General features: G+C 73.0%; 26 protein-coding genes. 18 read left to right on the top strand and 8 right to left on the bottom strand.

Annotated elements, in window-relative coordinates; genetic code table 11:
- The first annotated feature begins 68 nt into the window (after nt 1-68).
- Nucleotides 69-395: a hypothetical protein gene (locus tag ABD352_RS19345; protein ID WP_344613802.1), complete on the top strand. Its 327-nt coding sequence runs from the start codon at nt 69-71 to the stop codon at nt 393-395.
- A 45-nt stretch (nt 396-440) separates the two neighbouring features.
- Nucleotides 441-614, top strand: a complete 174-nt coding sequence (locus ABD352_RS19340) for a hypothetical protein (protein WP_344613801.1) — start codon at nt 441-443, stop codon at nt 612-614.
- Between the two features lie 267 nt (nt 615-881).
- Here the strand turns inward: ABD352_RS19340 and ABD352_RS19335 are convergent, their stop codons facing one another.
- The 4 genes from ABD352_RS19335 to ABD352_RS19320 all read right to left on the bottom strand — a co-directional run bounded on the left by ABD352_RS19335 (nt 882) and on the right by ABD352_RS19320 (nt 4534).
- Nucleotides 882-1076: a hypothetical protein gene (locus tag ABD352_RS19335; protein WP_344613800.1), complete on the bottom strand. Its 195-nt coding sequence runs from the start codon at nt 1074-1076 to the stop codon at nt 882-884.
- A gap of 228 nt (nt 1077-1304) precedes the next feature.
- Nucleotides 1305-2498, bottom strand: a complete 1194-nt coding sequence (locus ABD352_RS19330; protein WP_344613799.1) for a hypothetical protein — start codon at nt 2496-2498, stop codon at nt 1305-1307.
- Nucleotides 2428-3075 (bottom strand): SigE family RNA polymerase sigma factor, encoded by a 648-nt coding sequence (locus tag ABD352_RS19325; protein ID WP_344613798.1) that lies wholly within the window; start codon nt 3073-3075, stop codon nt 2428-2430. Before ABD352_RS19325 ends, ABD352_RS19330 begins: the two co-directional genes overlap by 71 nt.
- 148 nt (nt 3076-3223) lie before the next feature.
- Nucleotides 3224-4534 (bottom strand): serine/threonine-protein kinase, encoded by a 1311-nt coding sequence (locus ABD352_RS19320; protein ID WP_344613797.1) that lies wholly within the window; start codon nt 4532-4534, stop codon nt 3224-3226.
- Between the two features lie 164 nt (nt 4535-4698).
- On the opposite strand from ABD352_RS19320, the gene ABD352_RS19315 reads away from it, so the two are divergent.
- The 5 genes from ABD352_RS19315 (at nt 4699) to ABD352_RS19295 (ending at nt 9929) form a co-directional block, all read left to right on the top strand.
- The gene (locus ABD352_RS19315; RefSeq protein WP_344613796.1) at nt 4699-5634 is read left to right on the top strand and encodes a ParA family protein; all 936 of its coding nucleotides are present in this window, start codon (nt 4699-4701) and stop codon (nt 5632-5634) included.
- Nucleotides 5635-5699: 65 nt separating this feature from the next.
- Nucleotides 5700-6698 carry a segregation and condensation protein A gene (locus tag ABD352_RS19310; RefSeq protein WP_425553573.1) on the top strand — a complete coding sequence of 333 codons (999 nt, stop codon included), beginning with the start codon at nt 5700-5702 and terminating at the stop codon, nt 6696-6698.
- Nucleotides 6695-8077 (top strand): SMC-Scp complex subunit ScpB, encoded by a 1383-nt coding sequence (scpB, locus tag ABD352_RS19305; RefSeq protein ID WP_425553570.1) that lies wholly within the window; start codon nt 6695-6697, stop codon nt 8075-8077. The genes ABD352_RS19310 and scpB overlap by 4 nt, the downstream gene beginning before the upstream one ends.
- Entirely contained in the window at nt 8064-8888 is an 825-nt protein-coding gene (locus tag ABD352_RS19300; RefSeq protein ID WP_344613795.1) for a pseudouridine synthase, read from the top strand. Before scpB ends, ABD352_RS19300 begins: the two co-directional genes overlap by 14 nt.
- Before the next feature lie 54 nt (nt 8889-8942).
- Nucleotides 8943-9929 (top strand): helix-turn-helix transcriptional regulator, encoded by a 987-nt coding sequence (locus ABD352_RS19295; protein ID WP_344613794.1) that lies wholly within the window; start codon nt 8943-8945, stop codon nt 9927-9929.
- 206 nt (nt 9930-10135) lie between these two features.
- Here the strand turns inward: ABD352_RS19295 and ABD352_RS19290 are convergent, their stop codons facing one another.
- Nucleotides 10136-10699, bottom strand: coding sequence for an NADPH-dependent FMN reductase (locus tag ABD352_RS19290; protein WP_344613793.1), 564 nt, complete (start codon nt 10697-10699; stop codon nt 10136-10138).
- Nucleotides 10700-10865: 166 nt separating this feature from the next.
- Between ABD352_RS19290 and ABD352_RS19285 the strand changes: the two genes are divergently transcribed.
- The 3 genes from ABD352_RS19285 to der all read left to right on the top strand — a co-directional run bounded on the left by ABD352_RS19285 (nt 10866) and on the right by der (nt 13601).
- Entirely contained in the window at nt 10866-11447 is a 582-nt protein-coding gene (locus tag ABD352_RS19285; protein WP_344613792.1) for a MarR family winged helix-turn-helix transcriptional regulator, read from the top strand.
- Between the two features lie 112 nt (nt 11448-11559).
- A complete protein-coding gene (gene cmk, locus ABD352_RS19280) occupies nt 11560-12231 on the top strand; it encodes a (d)CMP kinase (RefSeq protein WP_344613791.1) in 672 nt (223 codons plus the stop codon).
- Complete coding sequence (gene der, locus ABD352_RS19275; protein WP_344613790.1) at nt 12228-13601, top strand: ribosome biogenesis GTPase Der; 1374 nt, start codon at nt 12228-12230, stop codon at nt 13599-13601. Before cmk ends, der begins: the two co-directional genes overlap by 4 nt.
- Nucleotides 13602-13676: 75 nt before the next feature.
- Here der and ABD352_RS19270 read toward each other — a convergent pair whose 3' ends face one another.
- From ABD352_RS19270 to ABD352_RS19260, 3 genes are all read right to left on the bottom strand, one after another.
- A complete protein-coding gene (locus ABD352_RS19270) occupies nt 13677-14930 on the bottom strand; it encodes a glycoside hydrolase family 3 N-terminal domain-containing protein (RefSeq protein WP_344613789.1) in 1254 nt (417 codons plus the stop codon).
- Nucleotides 14931-15009: 79 nt separating this feature from the next.
- Nucleotides 15010-16647 carry an alkaline phosphatase family protein gene (locus ABD352_RS19265; protein ID WP_344613788.1) on the bottom strand — a complete coding sequence of 546 codons (1638 nt, stop codon included), beginning with the start codon at nt 16645-16647 and terminating at the stop codon, nt 15010-15012.
- Nucleotides 16647-17360, bottom strand: coding sequence for a CDP-alcohol phosphatidyltransferase family protein (locus ABD352_RS19260; protein ID WP_344613787.1), 714 nt, complete (start codon nt 17358-17360; stop codon nt 16647-16649). Before ABD352_RS19260 ends, ABD352_RS19265 begins: the two co-directional genes overlap by 1 nt.
- A 135-nt stretch (nt 17361-17495) precedes the next feature.
- On the opposite strand from ABD352_RS19260, the gene ABD352_RS19255 reads away from it, so the two are divergent.
- From ABD352_RS19255 to ABD352_RS19220, 8 genes are all read left to right on the top strand, one after another.
- On the top strand, nt 17496-18473 hold the full coding sequence (locus ABD352_RS19255) for a zinc-dependent alcohol dehydrogenase (protein ID WP_344613786.1): 978 nt from the start codon (nt 17496-17498) through the stop codon (nt 18471-18473).
- Nucleotides 18474-18511: 38 nt separating this feature from the next.
- A complete protein-coding gene (locus ABD352_RS19250; protein ID WP_344613785.1) occupies nt 18512-18910 on the top strand; it encodes a 6-pyruvoyl trahydropterin synthase family protein in 399 nt (132 codons plus the stop codon).
- Nucleotides 18907-19941 carry a glycosyltransferase family 4 protein gene (locus tag ABD352_RS19245; RefSeq protein WP_344613784.1) on the top strand — a complete coding sequence of 345 codons (1035 nt, stop codon included), beginning with the start codon at nt 18907-18909 and terminating at the stop codon, nt 19939-19941. Before ABD352_RS19250 ends, ABD352_RS19245 begins: the two co-directional genes overlap by 4 nt.
- Nucleotides 19942-19999: 58 nt before the next feature.
- On the top strand, nt 20000-20929 hold the full coding sequence (locus tag ABD352_RS19240) for a lysylphosphatidylglycerol synthase transmembrane domain-containing protein (RefSeq protein WP_344613783.1): 930 nt from the start codon (nt 20000-20002) through the stop codon (nt 20927-20929).
- 9 nt (nt 20930-20938) lie between these two features.
- Entirely contained in the window at nt 20939-21571 is a 633-nt protein-coding gene (locus tag ABD352_RS19235) for a GTP cyclohydrolase II (protein WP_344613782.1), read from the top strand.
- 34 nt (nt 21572-21605) lie between these two features.
- Complete coding sequence (locus ABD352_RS19230; RefSeq protein ID WP_344613840.1) at nt 21606-22295, top strand: RibD family protein; 690 nt, start codon at nt 21606-21608, stop codon at nt 22293-22295.
- Complete coding sequence (locus tag ABD352_RS19225; RefSeq protein WP_344613781.1) at nt 22296-23600, top strand: ferredoxin reductase family protein; 1305 nt, start codon at nt 22296-22298, stop codon at nt 23598-23600. It abuts the gene before it with no gap.
- 101 nt (nt 23601-23701) lie between these two features.
- The gene (locus ABD352_RS19220) at nt 23702-23953 is read left to right on the top strand and encodes a hypothetical protein (protein ID WP_344613780.1); all 252 of its coding nucleotides are present in this window, start codon (nt 23702-23704) and stop codon (nt 23951-23953) included.
- Nucleotides 23954-24130: the final 177 nt, after the last annotated feature.

Genomic DNA, 24130 nt, shown 5'->3' with positions numbered 1-24130 from the left:
ATACCGGCACCCAGGCTCGACCAATTTATAGCGGGACAGGGCCCATCACCGCCGTCCACACTGATCAGGTGCCGGAACCAGACCTCAGCGAGCAGGAGTACCTGCGCCAGATCGAGCTGCTGGCCATCGATGTGGTCGACCAGGCCCGTGGCGAGGGATGGCTGAGCTACCAGCCCGATCCCGACCAGGCCACGCCGTTGCAGCGTGCGGTCAACGAGTTGGCCCGGCAGGTACGCCACCACCACTTCGACGGCGACGGCTGTCTGGACGACGACCGGGCGGTGCTCCACCTGGGCGGCGCGGCGTTGATCGCACCGGGCCGCACGCCGCAGGAGCATGACCTCTACCAGACCCGCTGCGCCGAACTGGGTGTCGAGACCCGCGCCGAAGGCTAGGCCCTGTGGCACACCTGGGACGGTCGGGCACGGGCGCACACCCTAGTGACCACCGCGCTCGCCACCACCCAGGGACTGCTGGACAACTGGTCACGTGGCCTCGACATCCACCCGGTCCGGCCGTACCGGACCCAGATCGCGGCGGTCGTCCGGGGCTGGGCCCAACCGATCGTCCTGTCCCCCAGCCACGCCACCACCATCGGCGTCGGCGGACGCTGACCAGACCCGTTCCGGCAAGCTGCCGACATCGACGAGCATCCACATTGCCGACGCCGCTACGCCGGCGACCGGCTGTTCTTGGCACGGCGGCGCTGGCAGGGAGGCCCCCAGGGCCGACCGGTTCGCCCAGTCTGGCTCGATAAGGCTTCGCTCTGATCGACCCAGACCAGGCGCTGACGGGAGCGGCGGAGCCCTGGTTGCGCGGACCGGAGTCCCAAAAAAGCACACGAGGGCCCACTCTCGCGAGCGGGCCCTCTTCGGGTGCGGCTACTTGTGGCGGTTGTACTTGCGCGGGGCCTTCGGGCTGCTGCCCTTGCCCACCCCGCCGCGGCCGCCGTGGTTGCCGGAGCCCGGCGGGAGCGAGCGGTTGGCCTGGGCGCGGCGGATGGCCTCGAGCGGGTTGGCCGGGGCGGACTCGTCGGTCTCGGCGGCCGGGTTGTCGGGCTGGTCTTCGGCAGGCATGTGAGCGTCTCCTTCGCGGGACGGGCAGAAGCGGCAAACACGACGACAGGCAGGCATGGCCGCGCGAACGCGAAGCGGGGAGTGATGAACCCACAACGGGGGCCGGCCGCAGAAGGAACAGCGGCGGGCACGCGCGGCGTCAGTGGGCTCAGAAACGCATGGGACCACGGTAACAGCACCCCGGCCGGTCGCGCACGTGCGTTTTACGTGCCGGCCGGGGTGTGTGCGCTACGGGAAGGTCTTCAGGGCCGAGGGCCAGGCCGAGAGGTTGTCCGGGTCCTCGGGCTTCATGGCGAGCGTGATCTGGCTGATCTGGACGTTGGACGTGGGCTTGATGCCGCTCAGATTGGCCTGGACGTACGTCGAACCGTCGCCCACCACGCGGGTGCACGTGCTCGAGTCCAGGCAGTCGAGGCGGTCGAGCCTCTTCGGGTCCGGGTCGGCGCGGCCCATCGACAGGGTCAGCACAGGGATGTTGTCGAAGTCGTAGGGGGCGTACAGCGGCAGCGAGGGCTGCTTCGGGGTCAGCCGGGCGGCGGAGACGACCCGGTTGATCGGGCTCATGCCGGTGCCGTAGCTCACGGACAGCAGCTGGTAGCCGCGGGGGAGCGGGCCCGGGACGAAGCCGACCGGGAACGGGCGGGTGGCGGCCGGGGTCAGGCCCTCGGCGATCGCCAGCAGCGTGTCGCGGTCGGGCACGGTTTCCCACGACGACCAGTAGATCGCCGCCCAGGCGCTGTCGGTGTACTGCCACGCCAGCGTCGGCACCGTCGGAGAGGCCTTCTGCGCCTTCAGCAGCTCGTTCGGCGAGACGGTGGGCGCGGTCGGGCCGCCGGCGTAGCGCAACACGCCCACGGCCGAGCCCACCCGGACCTTCTCGCCGCCCTTCTCGAAGTCCCGGGGCTCGAAGGCGCCCGGGCGGTAGACCACCAGGGTGCCGCCGCGCAGCAGGCCGGGCGCCCTCGACGGGACCGCAGGGCTGGCGCTGGTGGCCGGCGTGGCGACCGATGGGTTGGGTGCGCCGCCCACGCTGAGGCCGATGTCGATGGAGGACTGCTGGTAGGCCTGGGTGACCAGGTCGGGGTCGCTCACCAGGTAGTCGCCGGCGGTGTAGCCGCGGTAGTTGGTGACGAACGGCTGTGTGTCGGCGAACGCCGTCGGGACCGCAATGGCGGCCTGGGAGCCCAGGACGTGCGGGTCGACGGCCGGGGTCAGCGGGGCGGTCGGGCCGGTGACCAGCACGACGGTCGTGGCGAGGGCCGCGATCGAGGCGGCCGCACCGCCCCCGATCGAGGAGAGCAGGGCGACGCGGCGGCGCCGGGCCAGGTGGCGGCCGGCCGCCGTGATGTCGTCAACGGTGAGCCGCGGTGGCGGCGCGTCGTCCCGAACCGAGCTCAGCAGCGTGTGCAGGTCCTGGTCCATGCCCTTCCCTCCCATCCCGGTCGTGGCCGAGGCTGAGCCCGGCGACATCACTCGGTGCAGCGCCGCCCGCAGTGCCGTCCGTGACCCGGAGCTCCTCCGAGCCGAGCAGCGCGCGGAGCGCGGCGAGCCCCCTGGCGGTCTGGCTCTTGACGGTTCCCGGCTGGCGGCCGAGCACCTCGGCGGTCTCCTCAACGCTCAGTCCCTCGTAGTACCGCAGCACCAGCACGGCGCGCTGGCCGGGGGCCATGCGGGCGAGCGCGGCGCGGATCCGGAGCCGCTCGTCGACCTGGTCGGCGTGGTCCGGTCCGGGCAGGTCGGGCAGCGCGTAGCCGGCCGAGCGCTCGCGGCGGCGCCATGGCCGGCGGCTCTCGTCGACCAGCGCGTGCACGATCGCCCGGCGCACGTAGGCCAGCGGCGTGTCGACCTTGTTCCAGCGCACGTACAGCTTGGCCAGGGACGCGGCCACCGCGTCCTCGGCGGCATGCCAGTCCCCGCACGTCAGGTAGGCGAGCGAGCGCAGCCCGTCGAATCGCGCGGTGACGAATTCGCGGAAGTGCGCCTCGTCGTCTTGGTTCACCCGTCTGGGCTCCCTTCGTCGCGGGTAGACGGAACCGCAGACCGAAGGGTTGCACACGTTCGGAGAATCTTTTTCCGGCGAACTGCCGGCTATCGGGAGCTATCCGGGCGAATGCCGCGCAAAGTCGATACGACCGGACGACCTGGGCCTACTGCTGGGCCGCCGGGGTGACCTCGTTCGAGGGCGGCGGCCCCCCCGTCGTGGGCGGGGGCGGGCCCTGCGTCGTCGGCGTGGGCGGGGGTGGGCCCTGCGTCGTCGGCGTGGGCGCGGTCGTGGTCGTCGCGGGCTCGGCCGAGGACGCCGCGGCGGACGGTGGGGCGCTCACGGAAGGGCCGGATGTCGTACGGGTGGGAGCATGCGTCGCCGCGGGCTCCTCCGGCTCCGTCGCCGTCGCCGTCTGGCTGACGGTGACGGTCGGGCGGGCGTCGGGGTCCGGCGGGCTGATCACCTTGCGGGTCAGCGCGATCACGGCCAGCAGCACGCCGGTGACCAGCGCCGCGACCGCCACGGTGGCGGCGATCGGGACCCACAGCGGGCGGCCGGCCGGCTCCTCGTCGGGATCGGCGTCCGACCCGGGTGCCGCGAGCACCGCCGGGGCGGCGCCGCGCAGCAGCGGTGCCACCTCCTCCTCCATCGTGGCGTCCTCGGCGGCCCGGGCCGCGGCGGCCATCGCGGCGGCGGTGGGGTAGCGCTCCTTCGGGTCCTTGTTCATCGCCCGCTCGACCAGCGCCCGCGTGGCGGCCGGCACGGTCTCGGGCAGCGGCGGGGGCTCGTCCTGCAGGTGCTTGATGGCGATCTCGAGCGGCGAGTTGCCGGTGAACGGCGGGGTGCCGGTGAGGCAGTGGTACGCCACCACGCCCAGCGCGTAGATGTCGGACGCCGGCGAGATCGGGTCGCCGGAGGCCTGCTCCGGGGACATGTAGAGCGCGGTGCCGATGACCGCGTTGACCTTTGTGACGGCGGTCACTTCCTCGGAGCGCGCCACGCCGAAGTCGACAAGCGTCACCGCGCCGTTCTCGCCCACGAGCAGGTTGCCCGGCTTCACGTCGCGGTGGATGATCCCCCGCTCGTGGGCGGCCTGCAGCGCATCGGCCGCCTGGGCCACGATCGCCAGGGTGCGCCCGACCGGCAGGGTGCCCGCCTCCTTGATCAGCTCGCCCAGCGGGCGGCCGTCGACGAAGGCCATGACCAGGAACAGCGTGCCCTCTGGGGTCTCGCCGTAGTCGTAGACGCCGACGACGCCCGGGTGGCCGATCGAGGCCATGAGCCGGGCCTCGGAGCGGAACCGGCGGCCGAACTCGGTGTTGCTGACGTGCCCCGGCAGCAGGACCTTCACGGCCACGGTGCGGGTGAGGGTCTTGTCCGTGGCCTTGAACACCTGGCCCATGCCGCCACTGGCGACGAACTCATCGAGGCGGTATCTGTCGCCGAGAACGTCCCCTGGTTGCAGCACGTGCATGAAGGTACCCAACGATGAGCTTCGCGACACGCCGGGCGCGCTGTGCCATATGTACCCTGCAGTGACGTACAGTCGGTCAGCGGCTGACTCCCTCCCCCCAATCAGGCCGACGCCAAATCGGTCCCGGGTGGAGACAGCGACCGCCGGGAGGGGCGCAGACAGCGATGACAGGCATGGGCGATCAGGCGGAGTCGTGGACCACCACGATGCGCGCCGAGCAGGCCTCGCTTGACCTCGGTGCGGAGCTCGGGCCGGCGGACCCGACCGCGTACACGATGCGCAAGCCGATCCCCGAGCCGATGCCGATGGATCGGCACGGCCCCGCGCGCATCATCGCCATGGCCAACCAGAAGGGCGGTGTCGGAAAGACGACGTCGACCATCAACCTGGGTGCGGCCCTGGCGGAGTACGGGCGGCGGGTGCTGCTCGTCGACTTCGACCCGCAGGGCGCCCTCTCGGTCGGCCTCGGCGTCAACCCCCACAACCTCGATCTCACGATCTACAACGTCCTGATGGACTCGGACGTGACGGTCGAGGACATCAGGATCAAGACGGATCTCGCCGGCCTGCACCTCCTGCCGGCCAACATCGACCTCTCCGCCGCCGAGATCCAGCTGGTCACCGAGGTCGCCCGCGAGATGGCCCTGGCCCGGGTGCTGCGCCCGGTGCTCAAGGAGTACGACTTCATCCTCATCGACTGCCAGCCGTCGCTGGGCCTGCTCGCGATCAACGCCCTCACCGTGGCGCACGGCGTGATGATCCCGCTGGAATGCGAGTTCTTCTCGCTGCGCGGCGTGGCGCTGCTGCTCGACACGATCGACAAGGTGCGCGAGCGGCTCAACTTCGACCTCGAGCTCGAGGGCATCCTCGCCACGATGTACGACAGCCGCACCACGCACTGCCGCCAGGTGCTGCAGCGGGTCGTGGAGGCGTTCGGCGACAAGGTGTACCAGACCGTCATCACCAAGACGGTGAAGTTCCCCGAGTCGACGGTGGCCGGCGCGCCCATCACCACGCTCGATCCGTCGTCGTCGGGGGCGCGCAACTACCGGCAGCTGGCCCGCGAGGTGATCGCGCAGCAGGCCGAGCGGCGGCTCTAGCGCGCCGCTGTTCGGGGTTTCCGCAGTTCTTGCGCTAGGTTCTTCGCGTGACTGAGCCGGTCTCTGTGTCCTCGGAGTCGCCGTCGCCTCCGGCTGACGTCGATCTGTCGGCTGCGCCGGCCACCTCCGGGTTCCAGGTCAAGCTGGCCAACTTCACCGGTCCGTTCGACCTGTTGCTGCAGCTGATCGGCAAGCACAAGCTGGACGTCACCGAGGTCGCGCTGCACACGGTCACGGACGACTTCATCGCGTACATCCGGGCGATGGGCGACGACTGGGACCTCGACGAGGCCTCGGAGTTCCTGGTCGTGGCCGCGACCCTGCTCGACCTCAAGGCGGCCCGCCTGCTGCCGTCGGCCTCGGTCGAGAACGAGGAGGACCTGGCGCTGCTCGAGGCGCGGGATCTGCTGTTCGCGCGGCTGTTGCAGTACAAGGCCTTCAAGGAGGCGGCGGCGCACATCCAGGGCCTGGAGGCGGTGGGCTCGCGGCGCTACCCGCGCGCGGTGACCCTGGAGCCCCGCTACGCCGAGGCGCTGCCTGATCTCGTGCTGGGCGTCGGGCCGCAGCGCCTGCTCAAGCTCGCCATCAGGGCGTTCACGCCCAAGGCGCCGCCCGTCGTGTCGATCGCGCACATCCACATGGTCCGCGTGAGCGTGCGGGAGCACGCCAACATCGTGCGCGACCGCCTGATGGAGCAGCGCGTGGCGACCTTCAGCGACCTGTGCATCGACTGCGAGTCGACGCTGGAGGTGGTGGCCCGGTTCCTGGCGCTGCTCGAGTTGTACCGCGAGGACCTCATCTCGTTCGAACAGGTCCAGGCCCTGGGGGAACTGGTGGTCCGCTGGACGGCCGCCTCGGACGCGGACGTGGACATCACCGTCGAGGAGTACGACGGCGCGCCCCCGCCCTCGGCGGCGGCCGGCTCGCCGGACGGGGCAGCGGTTGCGGACGACGGCGGCACTGCGGATGATGCGGATTCCCTGGCGGACGAGGATGAGCCCGGGGCCGGCGAGGCCGCGGGCGGCGAGGCCGCGGTGGACGTGGACAACGAGGTGGACGAGTGAGCCAGGACGAGAAGCCGACGGGGTCGCTCGCCGACCAGGCCGCGAACTGGATTCCACCTTGGGCCCGCCCGAAGCCGGAGCCGCAGGCGCAGTCCTTCCCCGAGCTGCAGTGGCAGTCCGACGCCGACGAGTCGCCCGCCGCCTCGGAGCCCGCTGCGGACGACGCTTCGGAGGAGCTTGCGGAGTCTTCGGAGGAGGGCCCGGCCGCTTCGGAGGAGCCGCCCTCCGTCTCGGAGGTCGTCGCGGAGTCTGCGGATGTCGCCTCTGAGTCGCCGGAGTCCGAGCCCGATGCGGAGCCTGTCGCGGAGGTTGAGCCCGTCCCGGCGTCCGAGCCTGTGGCGGAGTCTGAGCCGGCCGCGGAAGCTGAGGTCGCTCCGGAGCCCGAGGCCGTCGAGCCTGAGCCGGCCGTGGAGTCCGATTCTGTCGAGGAGCCGGAGCCGGTCGCGGAGTTCGAGCCCGTCGAGCCCACGCCTGCCGCGGACGCCGAGCCCGAGACTGTCCCGGAACCCGAGCCGGTAGCCGACGCCGAGCCCACTGTCGAGGCCGAGCCGTCCGTTGAGGCCGAGCCCTCTGTCGAGGTTGAGCCGTCCCTTGACGCCGAGCCGTCCGTCGAGGCCGAGCCGTCCCTTGACGTCGAGCCGTCCGTCGAGGCCGAGCCGTCCCTTGACGTCGAGCCGTTCGTTGAGGTCGAGGTCGAGCCGGTTGCCGTCGTTGAGGCGGTTGGCGAGGCGGCGGCGTTGCCCGAGGCCGTTGTCGAGCAGGCGCTGCCGCTGGCTGGGGTCGAGGCGCCCGCGGCGGCGGAGGCTCCGGCCGAGAGCGTGCGGGCGGAGATGCCGGACGCCGAGCTCCGCAGCGCGGTCGAGGCGATCCTCCTCGTCGTCGACGAGCCGACCAGCGAGGTGACGCTGGCCCAGGTGCTGGAGCAGCCCGTCGAACGGGTGCTGGCGGCGTTGGAGGCGGCTTCCGCGCAGTACACGTCGCTGGGTTTCGGGTTTGATCTTCGGCGGGTGGCCGGGGGCTGGCGGCTCTACACCCGGCCCGAGTATGCCGCGTATGTGGAGAAGTTCGTCCTCGACGGGCAGCAGATCCGGCTGACCCAGGCGGCGCTGGAGACACTGGCGGTAATCGCGTACAAGCAACCGGTGACCAGATCCCGGATTTCAGCCATCCGCGGTGTGAACTGTGACGGGGTGGTCCGTACCCTGGTTACCAGGGGCCTGATCGAGGAGATCGGGAGTGAGCCGGAGAGCGGCGCGTTCCTGTATCGGACGACCATGCTGTTCCTGGAGAAGCTCGGCCTGGACAGCGTCGATCAGCTGCCGCCCCTCGCCCCGTTCCTGCCCGACGACATAGATGAGATCGCCGATGCCCAGCGTTGACCCGTCAGTTGAGTCCGAGTCCGGCGAGTTCGTGGCCGGCCAGTTCGAGGGTTCCGCCTTCGACGCGCCGCCGGACGCCGAGCCGCCGCGCAACGAGGAGCGGCTGCAGAAGATCCTCGCGGCGGCGGGCCTCGGCTCGCGGCGCACGTGCGAGCGCATGATCGACGGGGGCCGGGTCACCGTCAACGGCAAGGAGGCCACGCTCGGCGACAAGGCCGACGCGGCGCGCGACGCGATCCACGTGGACGGCCAGCGGCTCGTGACCGACACCCGCCTGGTGTACCTGGCGCTGAACAAGCCCCGCGGCGTGGTCTCGACGATGGACGACGACAAGGGCCGCGACGCGATCGCCGACTTCCTGCCGAACATCAACACCCGCGTGTTCCACGTCGGCCGGCTCGACCAGGACAGCGAGGGCCTGCTGCTGCTGACCAACGACGGCGGGCTGGCGCACAAGCTGATGCACCCGTCGTACGAGGTGGCCAAGACCTACCAGGTCGAGATCTCCGGCCCGGTCCCGCGCTCGATGGGCCGGGAGCTCAAGGCGGGCATCACCCTGGAGGACGGCCCGGTGAAGGTCGACTCGTTCCGGGTCGTCGACGCGTTCGGCAGGGCGGCGCTGGTCGAGGTCGTTCTGCACGAGGGCCGCAACCACATCGTGCGGCGCATGTTCGAGGCGGTGGGCTTCCCGGTCCAGCGGCTGATCCGCACCCAGATCGGCCCCATCCGGCTGGGTGACCTGCGCCCGGGCCGCACCCGCCACCTGTCCCAGGGCGAGATCGGCGCCCTCTTCAAGGCGGTCGGCGAGTAGCGTCGGCCGGACATGAGGACAGGAGCTGTCCTCTTCGTCCGCGATACTTGACGCATGTTGGAGACCTCGGCCCGGCTGCTGGCGCTGCTCTCGCTGCTGCAGGCGCGCCGGGACTGGCCCGGGCGGACGCTCGCCGACCGGCTGGAGGTCAGCTCCCGCACGGTACGCCGGGACGTCGACCGCCTCCGCGAGCTCGGCTACCCGGTGCAGGCGACGAGGGGCCCCGACGGCGGCTACCGCCTCGACGCCGGCTCCGAGCTGCCGCCGCTGCTCTTCGACGACGACCAGGCCGTCGCCGTGGCGGTGGCGCTGCAGACGGCGACGATGGCCGTGCAAGGCGTCGAGGAGGCGGCGCTTCGCGCGCTGGCCACGGTGCGCCAGGTCATGCCGGCCCGCCTGCGCCATCGCGTCGACGCCCTGCAGGTCACCCGGATCGTCAAGAACACCTGGCGTCAGGGCGACATCGACGCCGAGCACCTCCTCGCGATCGGCACCGCCGTCCGCGCCCGGGAGGTGCTGCGCTTCGACTACGAGGGCCGGCGGGAGATGGCCGAGGGGCCCGGACCGCAGCGCCCGCCGCGGCGGGCCGAGCCGCACCACCTCGTGACGTGGGGCGGGCGCTGGTACCTCGTGGGGTGGGACCTCGACCGCGAGGACTGGCGCACGTACCGGGTCGACCGCATGACCCCGCGCACGCCCAACGGTCCGCGGTTCGGGCCGCGGGAGTTGCCGGCGCCGAGCCTGGCCGAGTTCATCGCCGAGCGGTTCGATCGTCACGATCCGACGCCGTGCCGTGGTACCGCGATCCTGCGGGCCCCGGCGGCCTCCGTCGACGAGGCCCTGCGCGGGCAGGCGGTCGTGGAGGACATCGCGCCGGACCGGTGCCGGGTCACGGCCGGCTCGTGGAGCTGGACCGGGCTCGCGGCCTGGTTCGGCATCTTCGGCGTCGACTTCGAGCTGGTCGGCCCGCCCGAGCTGATCGAGGCCGCCGAGTCGCTCGCCGACCGCTTCGCGAACGCCCTGCCGCCGCGGACGCGCTGAAAGCCGGAGCGAACGGCCCGCCGCCGTGCGAGCGCTGAAAGCCGGAGCGAACGCCCTGCCGCCGTGCGAGCGCTGAAAGCCGGAGCGAACGGCCTGCCGCCGCGTGAGCGCTGAAAGCCGGATAGGCCGGGCCCGTGCCGGCGCCCGACCTATCCCTTGTCCGACCGGAGAGCCTCCCTCAAGTCCTCCGGGCGGGTGAACCCGCGTCAGCCCTTGTTGCGGACCGTCGCCAGAGCCTTGCCCCACGTCACCGTCTGGTCGAGCACCGTGTTCAGCGTGCCCTCGTGCTGCGGCCCCGGCTTGAAGACGCTGAAGTTCTCGAAGTCGTGGAAGAGCGAGAGGGCGACCTGCGCCCGCACGTCGGCCAGCTGCAGCTCGCCCGCGATCAGCCGCAGGTGCTCGACCGCCCGCGTGCCGCCCGCCGAGCCGTAGCTCACGAAGCCCGCCGCCTTGTTGTTCCACTCGGCGTAGAGGAAGTCGATCGCGTTCTTCAGGGCGCCGCTCGTCGAGTGGTTGTACTCCGGCGTCACGAAGATGTAGGCGTCGAACTCGGCGATCTTGGCGGCCCACTGCTTGGTGTGCTCGTTCGCGTACTGGCCCAGCGACGGGGGCATCGCCTCGTCGAGGTGGGGCAGGTTGTAGTCGAGCAGGTCGACCAGCTCGAACTCGGCGTCGCCGCGGCGGGACGCGATGTCGTACACCCACTTGGCCACGGCCTCGCCGTTGCGGCCCGGACGGGTGCTCCCGAGGATGATTGCGACCTTGGTCATGAATGGTTCCTTTTCTGAATTCTCTCCGCGAGCACGGATGTTCTCCACGAACACGGACGTTCTCACCGAACGCCGGCGTGCACCACGAGCACGGAAGGGTGACGTGTCACCAAGACAGTAGCGCAGGACCACGGTGACATGTCACCCATCCCCTAGACTTGCCTGTGTGACGGATCCGGGCTGGCTCGACGAGCGGGAGCAGCAGGCCTGGCGCGGGTACCTTGCCCTCAACGCCGAGGTCCAGCGGCGCGTGGCCCGCCAGCTGCTGCGCGAGACGGGCCTCACCGCCGCCGAGTACGCCGTGCTGGTCAGCCTGTCCGAGGCGCCGGGGGGCCGGCTGCGGGTCTTTCAGCTGCGCCAGGCGGCCGACTGGGAGAAGACCCGGCTCACGCACCAGATCACGCGCATGACGGCCCGCGGCCTGGTGGCCCGCGAGCCCTGCGTCGACGACCCCCGCGGCGCGTTCGTCGTGCTCACCGAGGCCGGCCGGGAGGCGATCGAGGCGGCGGCCCCGCGCCACGTCGCGCACGTGCGGCACTGGTTCTTCGACGCCCTGCGGCCCGAGCAGGTCGAGGCGCTGATCGAGCTCTCCGGCACGGTGCTGTCCCGCCTCCCGGAGGCCGACCGCGCGATGGGTGAGCCGTGCGGGCCGTGCGCCCCGGAGGACGGCGCGGACCCGTGCGGGGTCGCGCCACCAGAATGCGGGCCACCGGAATGCCCGCCGACAGGCGAAATGTCCGACATTTGAACGTGAGGATGCCCGGTGTGCCAAACCACATACACGGGCACCTCCCGTGGGTGGGCGTCATCGGCGGGTCAAGTACTGTTTTGAAGGGCTTCATCGAGCAGAGGAGACGGGCGTGCACGACGAGGGCCGGCAACTGGTGGTTGCCGTCGACGGGCCGTCCGGCTCAGGCAAGTCGACCATCTCCCGGCGGGTCGCCCAGGCGCTCAACGCCCGCTACCTGGACACCGGCGCCATGTATCGGGCCGTGACGTACGCCGTGCTGCGCGACGGCGTCGACCTGCGCGACGCCGTCAAGATCGCCGCCGTGGCCGAGGGTGTGCACCTGACCATCGGCACCGACCCGGCCGCGCCGCACATCGCCGTCGATGGTGTCCCGGTCGACCGGGAGATCCGCGGGGCCGAGGTGACCGGGGCGGTGTCCGCCGTGTCTGCCGTGCCGGCGGTGCGCGCCCTGCTCGTCGCCCAGCAGCGCCAGATCATCGCCGAGGCCGAGCGGATCGTCGTCGAGGGCCGCGACATCGGCACCGTGGTCGCCCCCGACGCCGACCTGAAGGTCTACCTCACCGCCGACGCCGCCGAGCGGGCCCGCCGCCGCAGCAGCGAGAACGCGACCAACCAGGCCGCGACCGCCGCCGACCTCGCCCGCCGCGACCGCCTCGACTCGACCCGCGCCGCCGACCCGCTGCGCCAGGCCGAGGACGCCGTCGTGCTCGACACCACCACGCTCGGCATCGACGAGGTAGTCCAGCGGCTGCAACACATGCTCGACAAGGTCATGGCGTGAACTCAACGCCCGCGGAGGCCTCCGCGCACGCCGTCGAGGCCGGGCTCGAGGCCGAGCTGAGCCTGCCGATCGTCGCCGTGGTCGGCCGCCCCAACGTCGGCAAGTCGACGCTGGTCAACCGCGTGCTCGGGCGCCGCCAGGCGGTCGTCGAGGACGTCGCCGGGGTGACCCGCGACCGGGTCGCGTACGACGCGGAGTGGACGGGCCGGAACTTCACGATCGTCGACACCGGCGGCTGGCTGCCCGACGCCCGCGAGCGCGCCAGGGCCATCGCCACCCAGGCCGAGATCGCCGCGCAGACCGCCGACGTGGTCCTCTTCGTCGTCGACGCCACGATCCCGCCGACCGCCGACGACGAGGCCGCCGTGCGGATGCTGCGCCGCAGCGCCGGCAAGGTCATCCTGGTCGCCAACAAGGTCGACAACGACCGGATCGAGAACGACATCGCCAGCCTGTGGGGCCTGGGCCTGGGCGAACCCTTCCCGGTGTCGGCCCTGCACGGCCGCGGTGCCGGAGACCTCCTCGACAAGATCCTGGAGAACCTCCCGGAAGCCCGTCAGGTCGAACCGCGAGAGGCCGGCCCCCGCCGCATCGCCCTCGTCGGCCGTCCCAACGTCGGCAAGTCCAGCCTGCTCAACAAGCTGGCCAAGGAGGAGCGGGCGGTCGTGGACTCGGTCGCCGGCACGACCGTCGACCCGGTCGACAGCCTGGTCGACTTCGGCGGCGAGACCTGGCACCTGGTCGACACGGCCGGCCTGCGCAAGCGCGTCTCGCACGCCAGCGGCACCGAGTACTACGCCTCCCTGCGCACCAACGCCGCCATCGAGGCCGCCGAGGTCGCCATCGTGCTGCTCGACGCCAGCGAGCCCATCTCGGAGCAGGACCAGCGGATCATCTCCATGGTCATCGAGTCGGGCCGGGCGCTGGTCATCGCCTTCAACAAGTGGGACCTCGTCGACGAGGACCGCCGCTACCAGCTCGGCAAGGAGATCGACCGCGAGCTGCGCCGGGTCCCCTGGGCGGTCCGGGTCAACGTCTCCGCCCTGACCGGCCGCGCGGTCGACAAGCTCGCCCCGGCGCTGCGCACCGCGCTGACCAACTGGGAGCGCCGCGTGCCGACCGGCCAGCTCAACCAGTGGCTGACCGCCCTCGTCCAGGCCACCCCGCACCCGGTCCGCGGCGGCCGCGCCCCGCGCGTGCTCTTCGCCACGCAGGCCGGCGTCTCCCCGCCGAAGTTCGTCCTCTTCACCACCGGCGCCCTCGACCCGGGCTACGTCCGCTTCGTCGAGCGCCGCCTGCGCGAGGAGTTCGAGTTCACGGGCACCCCGATCCACATCACCGTGAAGCCCCGCAAGAAGAACAAGAAATAGCCCTCCGCCCCGGGCCGGTTCGGGTGTACCGCTACCTGCCGCCCGCCCGGGGAAAAGTCCGATAGGTCGGTCGTCCTAGCAGCTCACGACGCCTGCGGCGAGCTTGCTGCGGATCACTCGGGTGGCGGACTGGGTGACCCTGGCGGCGAAGGCGGGGTCGCTCTTGGCCGCCGACACCAGGGCCTCCGTCATCGGGCCGGCGTCCTGCAGGCGCACGCTCAGGACCATGTCGCCGCCGGCCCGGACGAAGCGGACCGCGCGCTGGCCGAGCGGGACGGCGCTCACGGCCTGGGCGGCGCCGAGGTCGTCGGACAGGACCAGGCCGTCGAAGCCCATCTTGCCGCGCAGCAGGTCGGTGACGATGGCGGGGGAGAAGGCGGCGACGTTCTGCGGGTCCAGCTTCGGGTAGGTGGCCGAGGAGATCATCACGGCGGCCGAGCCGGCCTTGATGCCGCTGGCGAAGGGCTTCAGCGACGGGTCGTCGAGGGTGGTCAGGTCGTCGCGGGCGCCGGTCGAGGTGTCGGTGTTGACCCGCACCCGGCCCAGGCCCGGGAAGTGCTTCAGGGTGGTCTGCACGCCCGCGCCCTCGATGGCGGTGACCACCGTGGTGACGTCCTCGGCCACCGGGTCGGGGGTGGTGCCGTACTGCCGCTCGTAGCCCCCGATCGGCGGGTTGGCCTTGCCGACGTCGGCCGGGACCACGTCGGCGACCGGGGCCAGGTCGATCGTCACGCCGATGCCCTTCAGGCGGGCGGCCCACTCCGCCGTCTGGGTCTTCAGGGTGGCGGCGTCGAGCTTGCCCTGGGACACGGCGGTCGGGATGGCCGGGAAGTCGGTGCCCTTCAGGGTCTGGACCTGGCCGCCCTCCTGGTCGATGCCGATCTGCAGGGCGAGGCCGCCGTTCTTGCGGGCGGCGTCCTGCAGCTGGGCGATCGACTGGCGCATGGTGGCGGCCGACGCCGAGCTGCGGCCGGCCAGGAAGATGCCGCCGATGCGGTACTTCTGGATCGTCGCCACGGCCCCGCCCGGCGAGTCGATCGGGGTGCCGATCATGAGCAGCTGGGCGGCCTGTTGCTCGATCGGCAGCTTGGCGACCAGCGAGGTGGCGCAGTCCGCCGGCGTGGCGGAGGCGCCGGGAGTCGGCACCACGGGCGACTCCGCGTGCGAAGAGGCGCTCGCCGTGGCCGGCGGGCCCTCGCCGTCGCCCATCGCGGAGATCACGACGATCACGCCGGCCACGAGGGCGGCCAGCGCCACGGTGACGATCGCCCACGGCGGGAACGGGCCGAATCTCCCGCGCTCACCGAGGCGGCGCGTTCCTCTCGGCATCCCTAGCTCCATCCGCGAATCGGGCTGTGCACCGCGATCGAGGATACGGAGGCCCCGCCGCCCCGATCAAACGCAGCGGTCAGGCGAAGGCTGTCAGGAAGCGGTCCCGGAAGGCGCTCATCGGCCAGACCGGGGCCTGCGGGTCGGGGCGCAGGCCGTCGGTCCAGCCCCAGCCGGCGACCCGGTCGAGCAGCTTCGGGTCGTGGGCGACGATCGTGATCGGCACGTGGCGGCTGGCCTGGTCGCCGACGATGATCGGGGCCGGCTGGTGGTCGCCCAGGAAGACCACCACGAGGTTGTCGTCGCCGTAGCGCTGCACGTACGAGATGAGGCTGCTCAGCGAGTAGACGATCGAGTTGCGGTACGCCGTGCGGATCTTCTCCGACGTGCGCCAGGCCACGTCCGGCGGGTCGCCCGCGGTGCTCATCGAGTTGTAGACCGTGCCGTCGCCGACCTCGTCCCAGCCGACCAGCTGCGGGATCGGCGTCCACGGCGCGTGGCTGGAGACCAGCGCGATCTCGCCGAACACGGGCTGGTGGCCGGGGGTGCGCTCCAGCCGCTGGAACGAGGCGAGGGTGAACTGGTCGGGCACCGGGACGTAGGAGAACTTCGGGCCGCGGTACCCCATGTTCCGCGAGTCGTACAGGTCGTGGTACTGGAAGTACCGGCCCTCGGGCCAGTCCCGGTCGTTGGCCGGCATGAGCCCGGCGATGTGCCATCCGGCCCGCCGGAACGCCGCGTTGACGTTGAACCGGTCGCCGGCCAGCAGGGTGTCGCTGCGCTGCTGGTTGTCGACCCACAGCCCGGACAGCAGCGTGTCGTGCGCCAGCCAGCTGCCGCCGCCCGTGGTCGGCGAGGTGAGGAAGCCGCTGCGCGCGGAGAACCCGGCCGCCGCCAGCCGCCGCGTGCCCTCGTCGAGGGTGGCGCTCACCTGCGGCGCGTACTGCGGGTCCTGCACCGCGCTGCGCCCGTAGCTCTCCACGAACGTGAACAGCACGTCCTTGCCGCGCAGCGCGGTGAGCAGCTGCGAGCCCGGCACGTCCCGGAACGCGTCGACGGCGGACTGGCTGCCGAACTTCTGCCCGTCGTTGATGTCCCGCCGTACGAGCGCCACCTGGTCGCCCAGCGCCCCGGTCGCCCCGTCGGAGGCCACCGGCAGGCCGTGCACGAACTGCACGTTCAGCAGCGCGAGCAGTGCCCACGCCACCGCCAGCGCCGCCGTGGCGCGGGTCGTGGCGGCGGGGTGGCGCAGCGCCAGCCGGCCGAGCCGGCGCAGCGCGAACGTCATCACCACGGGCACGGACAGCACCACGAGCCCGAGCACGACGGCCGCCCCGACCGCCGCGGCCCGCCCGACGGACGACTCGACCAGCTCGAACGCCGGCCGGAAGAGCACCCAGTCGAGCACCGGGTCGAAGGGCCGGGACAGCGCGGTGTAGAAGCCGAGGTTGAACAGCCGCACGATGACCAGCGCCCCGAGCAGCACGCCGGCCGCGCCGAGCACGACCGCGCGCATCCGCCCGCGCGCGGCGAGGAACAGCGCGACGAGCAGCAGGCCCTCGATCGGGATGCGCACGAACGACGCCGCGCTGTACTGGGTCAGGCGGTCCGGGCTCACCAGCGTGAAGTACACGACGACGGCCCCCAGCAGGGTGCCGGTCCAGCGCAGCGCGGCGCGCACGCGGCCGGAGCGCGGGGCCGTGGCCTGCACGGCCATCAGGACGACACCGCGACCGCGAGCGACTCCCGGCGCCAGCGGTACAGCAGTTCGGAGCCGAACGACTCGACCAGGAACAGCAGGGAGATGGCGACCGCCGTGGTGCTCACCGCCGGCGGCAGCAGCCCGGACGCGGCCACGGCGAGGGTCACGCCCTGCATCGCCGCGACGACCTTGCGCCAGTACCGCGGCGGGATCGGCCCGCGCAGCCACGGCACGAACGCGGTCGCCACCCAGATCGCGTAGCGCATGAGGCCGATCGCGAGCACCCAGGGGCCGGCCGTCTCGGCGACGTACGCGCTGAGCACCAGGATCAGCCAGGCGTCGGTCTCCATGTCGAAGCGGGCGCCGAGCGGGGTCACCCCGCCGGTGCGCCGGGCCACGCTGCCGTCCACCGCGTCCATGGCCAGGGCGACGGCGCTCAGCGCGCACAGCACGACCACCGGCGCCGGGCGGCCGAAGAGCGAGTCGGCGGTCAGCGCGGCCACGCCGCCGATGAGCCCGGCCCGGGTCTGGGTCACCCAGTTCGCCGCGCCGAACGCCACCGCGGCCGAGCGCTGCAGCCCGTGCCCGAGCGCCACGAACGCGACGAGCCCGCTCGCGAGGCCGGCTACCCAGCCCGCCGCGCCGAGCCCGACGCTCGCGGCCAGGGCGGCCAGCACCGTGCAGTGGAAGATCAGTCCAGCGACCGGACCGGTTCGAACCCGCGGCATCATCGCTCCGTATACGAGGCTGTGCTTCGTGACCATGGACCTGACAATGCATACGCGCACGGCGGCGCGACGGTTCGATCGCATGGTTCGCCGGAACGGGTACATGTACGGGTCCGAACAACGAAGGAGCCGCTCATGCACGAGGCCCGCGCTTTCTGGAGCGTCGGTGACGGAAAAGGCGAGATCCGGCCAGAGCCGCTGCGCACACCCGGCGAGGACGAGGTGCTGGTCCGCGCGCTCTACTCGGGCGTGAGCCGCGGCACCGAGACGCTCGTCTTCGCCGGCAAGGTGCCCCCGGACCAGCACTCGGTCATGCGCGCGCCGTTCCAGGAGGGTGACTTCCCGTTTCCGGTGAAATACGGCTACCTCAGCGCGGGACTCGTCGAGGCCGGTCCGGCGCGGCTGGTCGGCCGCGCGGTGTTCTGCCTGTTCCCGCATCAAACCGCTTATGTCGTACCGCGGGAAAAGGTCGTGGAAATCCCCGCCGGGGTGCCACCGCGGCGCGCGGTGCTCGCCGGGACGGTGGAGACCGCCGTCAATGCGTTGTGGGACGCCGCGCCACTGGTCGGCGACCGGGTGAGCGTGCTGGGCGCCGGCATGGTCGGCTGCTGCGTGGCGGCGCTCCTGGCCCGCTTCCCGGGCGTCGAGGTCGAGCTCATCGACGTCGACCCGGCCCGCCGGGCGACCGCCGAGGCGCTCGGCGTCACCTTCGCGACGCCGCAGGAGGCGTCGGCGGGCCGCGACCTCGTGGTGCACGCGAGCGCCACCGAGCCGGGCCTGCAGCAGGCGCTGGGCCTGCTCGCCCCGGAGGGCACGGTGCTGGAGCTGAGCTGGTACGGCGACCGCCCCGTGACCCTCTCCCTCGGCGGCGTGTTCCACTCCGGCCGCCTCGCCATCCGCAGCAGCCAGGTCGGCACCGTGTCCCCGGCCCGGGCCGGTCGCCGCTCCTACGCCGACCGGCTGGCCCTGGCCCTGCGCCTGCTGCGCGACCCCGCCTTCGACGCGCTCATCACCGGCGAGTCCCCGTTCGAGGACCTGCCGCGGGTGCTCCCGGCCCTGGCCACCGGCGAGCTGCCGGCCCTGTGCCACGCGATCACCTACGGTGACCGGTGACCCCGGACCGACCAGCCCAGACCAACGATAGGAGCAGCGTGTACAGCCTCACCGTCCGTGACCACGTGATGATCGCCCACAGCTTCCGGGGGGAGGTCTTCGGCCCGGCCCAGCGCCTGCACGGCGCCACCTACGTGGTCGACGTGACCTTCTTCCGCGCCGAGCTGGACGCCGACAACCTGGTGGTCGACATCGGCCTCGCCTCCGACGAGCTCAAGGCCGTCCTGGGCGCCCTGAACTACCGCAACCTCGACGACGAGCCCGACTTCGCCGGCGTCAACACCTCGACCGAGTTCCTCGCCGCCGTGGTCGCCGACCGGCTGGCCGCGCGGGTGCACGCCGGTGCGCTCGGCCCGGGCGCGTCCGGCCTGGAGCGCATCGCCGTCACGCTGCGCGAGTCCCACGTCGCCTGGGCCACCTACGAGCGAGCGCTGTGAGCGGTCATCTGCACGTGGTGCTGCCGGGCGACATCGACAGCGCCGCGACGCCGAGCGGCGGCAACCGGTACGACCGCGAGGTCTGCGCCGGGCTGGCCGCCCTCGGCTGGACCGTGCGGGAGCACCGGGCCGACCTCGAGCCCCTGGACGCGCTGCTGGCGGCCCGGCCCGACGGCGCCCTGGTCCTGCTCGACGGCCTGGTCGCCTCGGCCCACCCGGACCCGCTGGCCGCCCACGCGGCCCGGCTGCGGCTCGTCGTCCTGGTCCACCTGCCCTTCGGCGACGACGACCCGGCGGCCCGCCCGGCCGAGGCCCGGGCGCTGCGGGCGGCCACCACGGTGATCGCCACCAGCGACTGGACCGGCCGGCGCCTGGCCGAGCTCTACGACCTGCCCGCCGACCGCATCGGCGTGGCCCCGCCCGGCGTGGCCCCGGCCCCGGCCGCGCCCGGCTCCGGCACCGGCGGCGCGCTGCTCTGCGTCGCCGTGCTCGGCCGCCACAAGGGCCACGACGTGCTGGTCGAGGCCCTGGCCGGCCTGCCGGGGGAGTGGACCTGCGTGTGCGCTGGCGCGGTGGAGCGCGACCCGGCGTTCGTGGCCGGCCTCCGGGCGCGCATCGACGCGGCCGGGCTGGACGGCCGGCTGACGCTCGCCGGCCCGCTCGCCGGCGCCGCCCTGGACGCCCTCTACGCGGGCGCCGACCTGCTGGTCCACCCCTCGCGCGGGGAGACCTACGGCATGGTCGCGGCCGAGGCCCTCGCCCGCGGCATCCCCGTGCTGGCGACCACGGCGAAGGGGCTGCCGGACGCGGTCGGGCGGGCCCCGGACGGCACGGTGCCCGGGCTGCTGGTCCCGCCGGGCGACCCGGGCGCGCTGGCCTCGGCGCTGCGGCGGTGGCTCGCCGACCCGGCGCTGCGCCGGCGCCTGCGGGCCGCCGCCCTCGCCCGCCGGGCAACCCTCGACGGCTGGGCGAGCACCGCCGCGGCGGTGGCCGCGGCACTTTCCCGGCAGCGTGCCCCGGCGTGGGACTGAACCTGCGGTGGCCGCGGGGCGTATGACAAAGAGATCCCCCCGAGCGAAGGAGTCCGCCATGCCGCGCATCCGCATCCCCGCGGTCCCGTGGGGACTGGTGCGGACGGTGGGCGGCGCGGCGGTACTGCTGCTGCTCCTGTGGCGGCTCGGCAGCGGGCCGTTCCTGGCCGGGCTGCGCACGATCGACGCGTGGGCGCTGGCCGCGGCGGTCGGGGTCGGGGCGGCCACCATCGTGGCGTGCGCCTGGCGGTGGCGGCTGGTCGCCCGCGGCCTCGGCCTGGAGCTGCCGCTGTGGGCGGCGGTGGCCGACATGTACCGCTCCTGCCTGATCAACTCCACGGTCCCCAGCGGCGTGCTCGGCGACGTCGAGCGGGCCGTCGGGCACGGCCGGGAGCACGGCGACGTCGGCCGCGGCGTCCGCGCGGTGGTGTGGGAGCGCGGCGCCGGGCAGGTCGTGCAGTGCGTGCTGGCCGTCGGGCTGCTGTGGGTCCTGCCGTCGCCGGTGCGCCCGTTCGTGCCCCGCATCGCCCTCGGCGTCGCCGCCGTGGCCGCGGCCGTGGCGCTGCTCGCGCTGGTCGCCGGGCGGCGCGGGCCGGGCGCCTGGCGCCGGCTGGTGCACACCGCCCGCACCGACGTGCGCCGGGTGCTGCTCGACCGGCGGGTCTGGCCCGGCGTGGTGTTCTTCTCCGCCGTCGCCGTCGGCGGGCACCTCGTGACGTTCCTGGTCGCCGCCCGGACCGCCGGCCTGACCGCCCCGGCCGCCCAGCTCCTGCCGCTCACGCTGCTGGCCCTGCTCGCCATGGGGGTGCCCGCCAACATCGGCGGGTTCGGCCCCCGCGAGGGCGTCGCCGCCTGGGCATTCGGCGCGGCCGGGCTGAGCGCCGCGCAAGGAGTCGCAACGGCGACCGTCTACGGGGTACTGGTCTTGGTGTCGAGCCTTCCCGGCGTCGCGGTGCTCCTGCTCCGCCGACGCGCCGTGGCCAGCTGAAGGAGAAGCATGTTCGAAACACTGCCCGGGGCAACGATGCGCACGCAGGTGACGGTGCCGCTGAGGCTCCTCGACGGATACTCCGCCACCGCCCGCCTGTTCTCGTTCCACGGGCTCGTCGACGGGCGCGAGCACGTCGCCTTCGGCCTGGGCGACTGGTCCGGCGCGCTGCGGCGCAGCGCCGAGGGCGGCCCGGCGCCGCTGGTCCGTCTGCACAGCGAGTGCCTGACCGGCGACATCTTCGGCAGCCAGCGCTGCGACTGCGGGCCGCAGCTGCGCGAGGCGATCGAGCGCATCTCGGACAAGGGGGGCTTCCTGCTGTACCTGCGCCAGGAAGGCCGCGGCATCGGGCTCTACTCGAAGCTGGACGCGTACGCGCTGCAGGACACCGGCCTGGACACCTACGAGGCGAACGTCGCGCTCGGCCACGCCGAGGACGCGCGGGACTACTCGGCGGCGGCCCAGATGCTCGGCGCGCTCGGCGCGTCCCGCATCGCGCTGCTGACCAACAACCCGGACAAGGCCGACCAGCTCCACCGGCTCGGCGTCACCGTGGCCAGTGTGGTGCCGACCGGCGTGTTCCTCAGCCCGGCCAACGCGGGCTACCTCGCGGCAAAGGCGAGCCGTGCCGCCGCGCGGTGAGGCCCTCGCGCTGCGCGAGCCCCCGGAGGCCGCCCTGCGCGAGCGCCCGTACGTGCTGCTGAGCTGCGCGATGTCGCTCGACGGGTACCTCGACGACGCCACCGACGAGCGGCTGATGCTCTCCAACAGCGAGGACCTCGACCGCGTCGACGCGATGCGGGCCGGCTGCGACGCCATCCTGGTCGGCGCCAACACCATCCGCCGGGACAACCCGCGGCTGATGGTGCGCGCCCCCGAGCGGCGCGAGCGGCGGGCCGAGCGCGGGCTGCCGCCGCTGCCGGCCAAGGTGGCGATCGTCGGGCACGGCGACGTCGACCCGGACGCCCGGTTCTTCACCGACGGCGACACCGACAAGATCGTGTACTGCGCGACCGGCACCGCCTGCCGCAACCGCGAGCGGCTCGACGGGCGGGCCCAGGTGGTCGACGGCGGCGAGCCGGTCGACCTCGCGCTGGCCCTGGACGACCTCGCCGCCCGGGGCGTGCGCCGGCTGCTGGTCGAGGGCGGCAGCACGATCCACACGACGTTCCTCACCGCCGGGCTGGTCGACGAGCTCCACCTGGTCATCGCTCCGTTCTTCGTCGGCGACGGGCGGGCGCCGCGCTTCGTCGGCGACGGGCACTTCCCGTGGCACTCCGGCCACCGGGCCACCGTGGTCGAGGTCCGTCAGATGGACGACGTGGTCCTGCTGCGGTACGCCTTGTCCGACCGATTCGAGGGTTGAGTGACCGGTCCCCAGCGCGCCGCGGCCACCCTGCTCGCCACGGCGCTCGGCAACGCCGTCGTCGTGGAGATCCTGTACTTCACGGCCACGGACGCGCAGAACTCGATGCTCGCGGCCGGCCGCTTCCTGGGCCTGCACGCCGCCGTGCTGCTCGCGCTGCAGCTCGTCCTCGTCGCGCGCATCCCGTGGCTGGACCGGCGCCTCGGCATGGGGCAGCTCACCGCCTGGCACCGCTGGGTCGGGATCGCGCTGGCGTGGACGATCGCCGTGCACGCGACGCTGGCCTCGTGGGCGTACGCCCGGATCCGTGACTGGTCCTTCGGCACGCTGGTGGAGAAGTGGCTCGGCTCGCTGGGCACCCTCGCCGGCGTCGTCGCCGGCACGCTGCTGCTGCTCGTGGTGCTGGCCTCGGCGAAGGCCGCGCGCCGCCGCCTGCCCTACGAGCTGTGGCACCTGCTGCACCTGGCCACGTACCTGGTCATCGGCTTCGCGATTGTGCACCAGACGGTCGAGAACCCCATCTCCCAGCCGGCGCTGTGGGCCAAGGTGTACTGGGTGCTGCTGTGGACGCTCGCCATCGGCGCGTTCGTGGCGGGGCGCATCGCGCTGCCCCTCTGGCGCAACCTGCGCCACGGCCTGCGGGTCTCCGCGGTGGTGCCGGAGACCGGCGACGTCGTCTCCGTCCACGTCACGGGCCGCGACCTCGACCGGATGCCGGTGCACGCCGGCCAGTTCTTCCTGTGGCGCTTCCTCACCCCGGCCCGCTGGTGGCAGGTCAACCCGTTCTCGCTCTCCAAGGCCCCGGACGGGCGCAGCCTGCGCCTCACCGCCAAGGCCGTCGGCCGGGGCACCGCCGGCCTGCGCCACCTGAAGGCCGGCACCCGGGTCTTCATCGAGGGCCCGTACGGCGCCTTCACCCCCGCCCACCGCACCCGGCCGGCGACGCTGCTGATCGCCGGCGGCGTGGGCGTGACCCCGATCCGGTCGCTGCTGGAGGACCTGCAGGGCTCGATCGTGGTCCTGTACCGCGCCCGCTCCGAGGCCGACGCCCCGCTCCTGGCCGAGCTGCGCGAGCTGGCCGCGGCCAAGGGCGCCGAGCTGCACCTGGTCACGGGCCGCACCCGGGACACCACCCCCGCCCCGCTGGGCCGCGAGCACCTCCTGGCGCTGGTCCCCGACGTGCGCGGGCGCGACGTCTACGTCTGCGGCCCGGCCGCGATGACCGGCGCCGTCCTGTCCACCCTGCGCGCCCTGGGCGTGCCCCGCACCCAGCTGCACGCGGAGATCTTCGCCCTGGCCGGCTGAGATCTTTTCGGGTACCGCCGGTTGCGCGACGGTACCCGCGCTCACCCTTCGCGGGGCCGGACCGAACTCAGGTCCAACCATTCGCGAAGGGGGCGCACGCCTTGGGACTCACCGTGTTCGTGGTGCTCGTGGTGCTCGCCGCCGGCCTGGAGGCCGTGCTGCCCCGCCGCGCCCGGCCGTCGCACCCCGCACCGGAGCCCGAGGACCTGTCCTTCCTGCTGCGCTCCGGCCTGACCCCCATCCGCGGCTACGCGGAGATCCTGGCCGAGCGCGTGCGGCCCGAGGACCAGCGGATGGTCCGCGCCATCGAGCACCACGCGGAGCGCCTGACGGGCCTGGCCGACCGCCTCTGACATCGCCGGACCCGCCGGTGGCCGAGTTGTTATCCAAGGGTCTGGACGGAATCCCTGCGCTCGTGCGAGGAGTGGCAGACGCGCTCGGCGGAGCGCCGGCAGGGAGGACGGGATCGGATGGTTGAGGTGTGGGCCCTCGTCGCGGGGCTGCTCGTGATCGGGACGCGCGAGCTCTTC

This window comes from Dactylosporangium salmoneum, assembly GCF_039532525.1.
In the GTDB taxonomy this organism is placed as follows: domain Bacteria; phylum Actinomycetota; class Actinomycetes; order Mycobacteriales; family Micromonosporaceae; genus Dactylosporangium; species Dactylosporangium salmoneum.
Note: the sequence above shows the minus strand (reverse complement) of the source record. Positions and strands in the feature narration are given on the sequence as shown.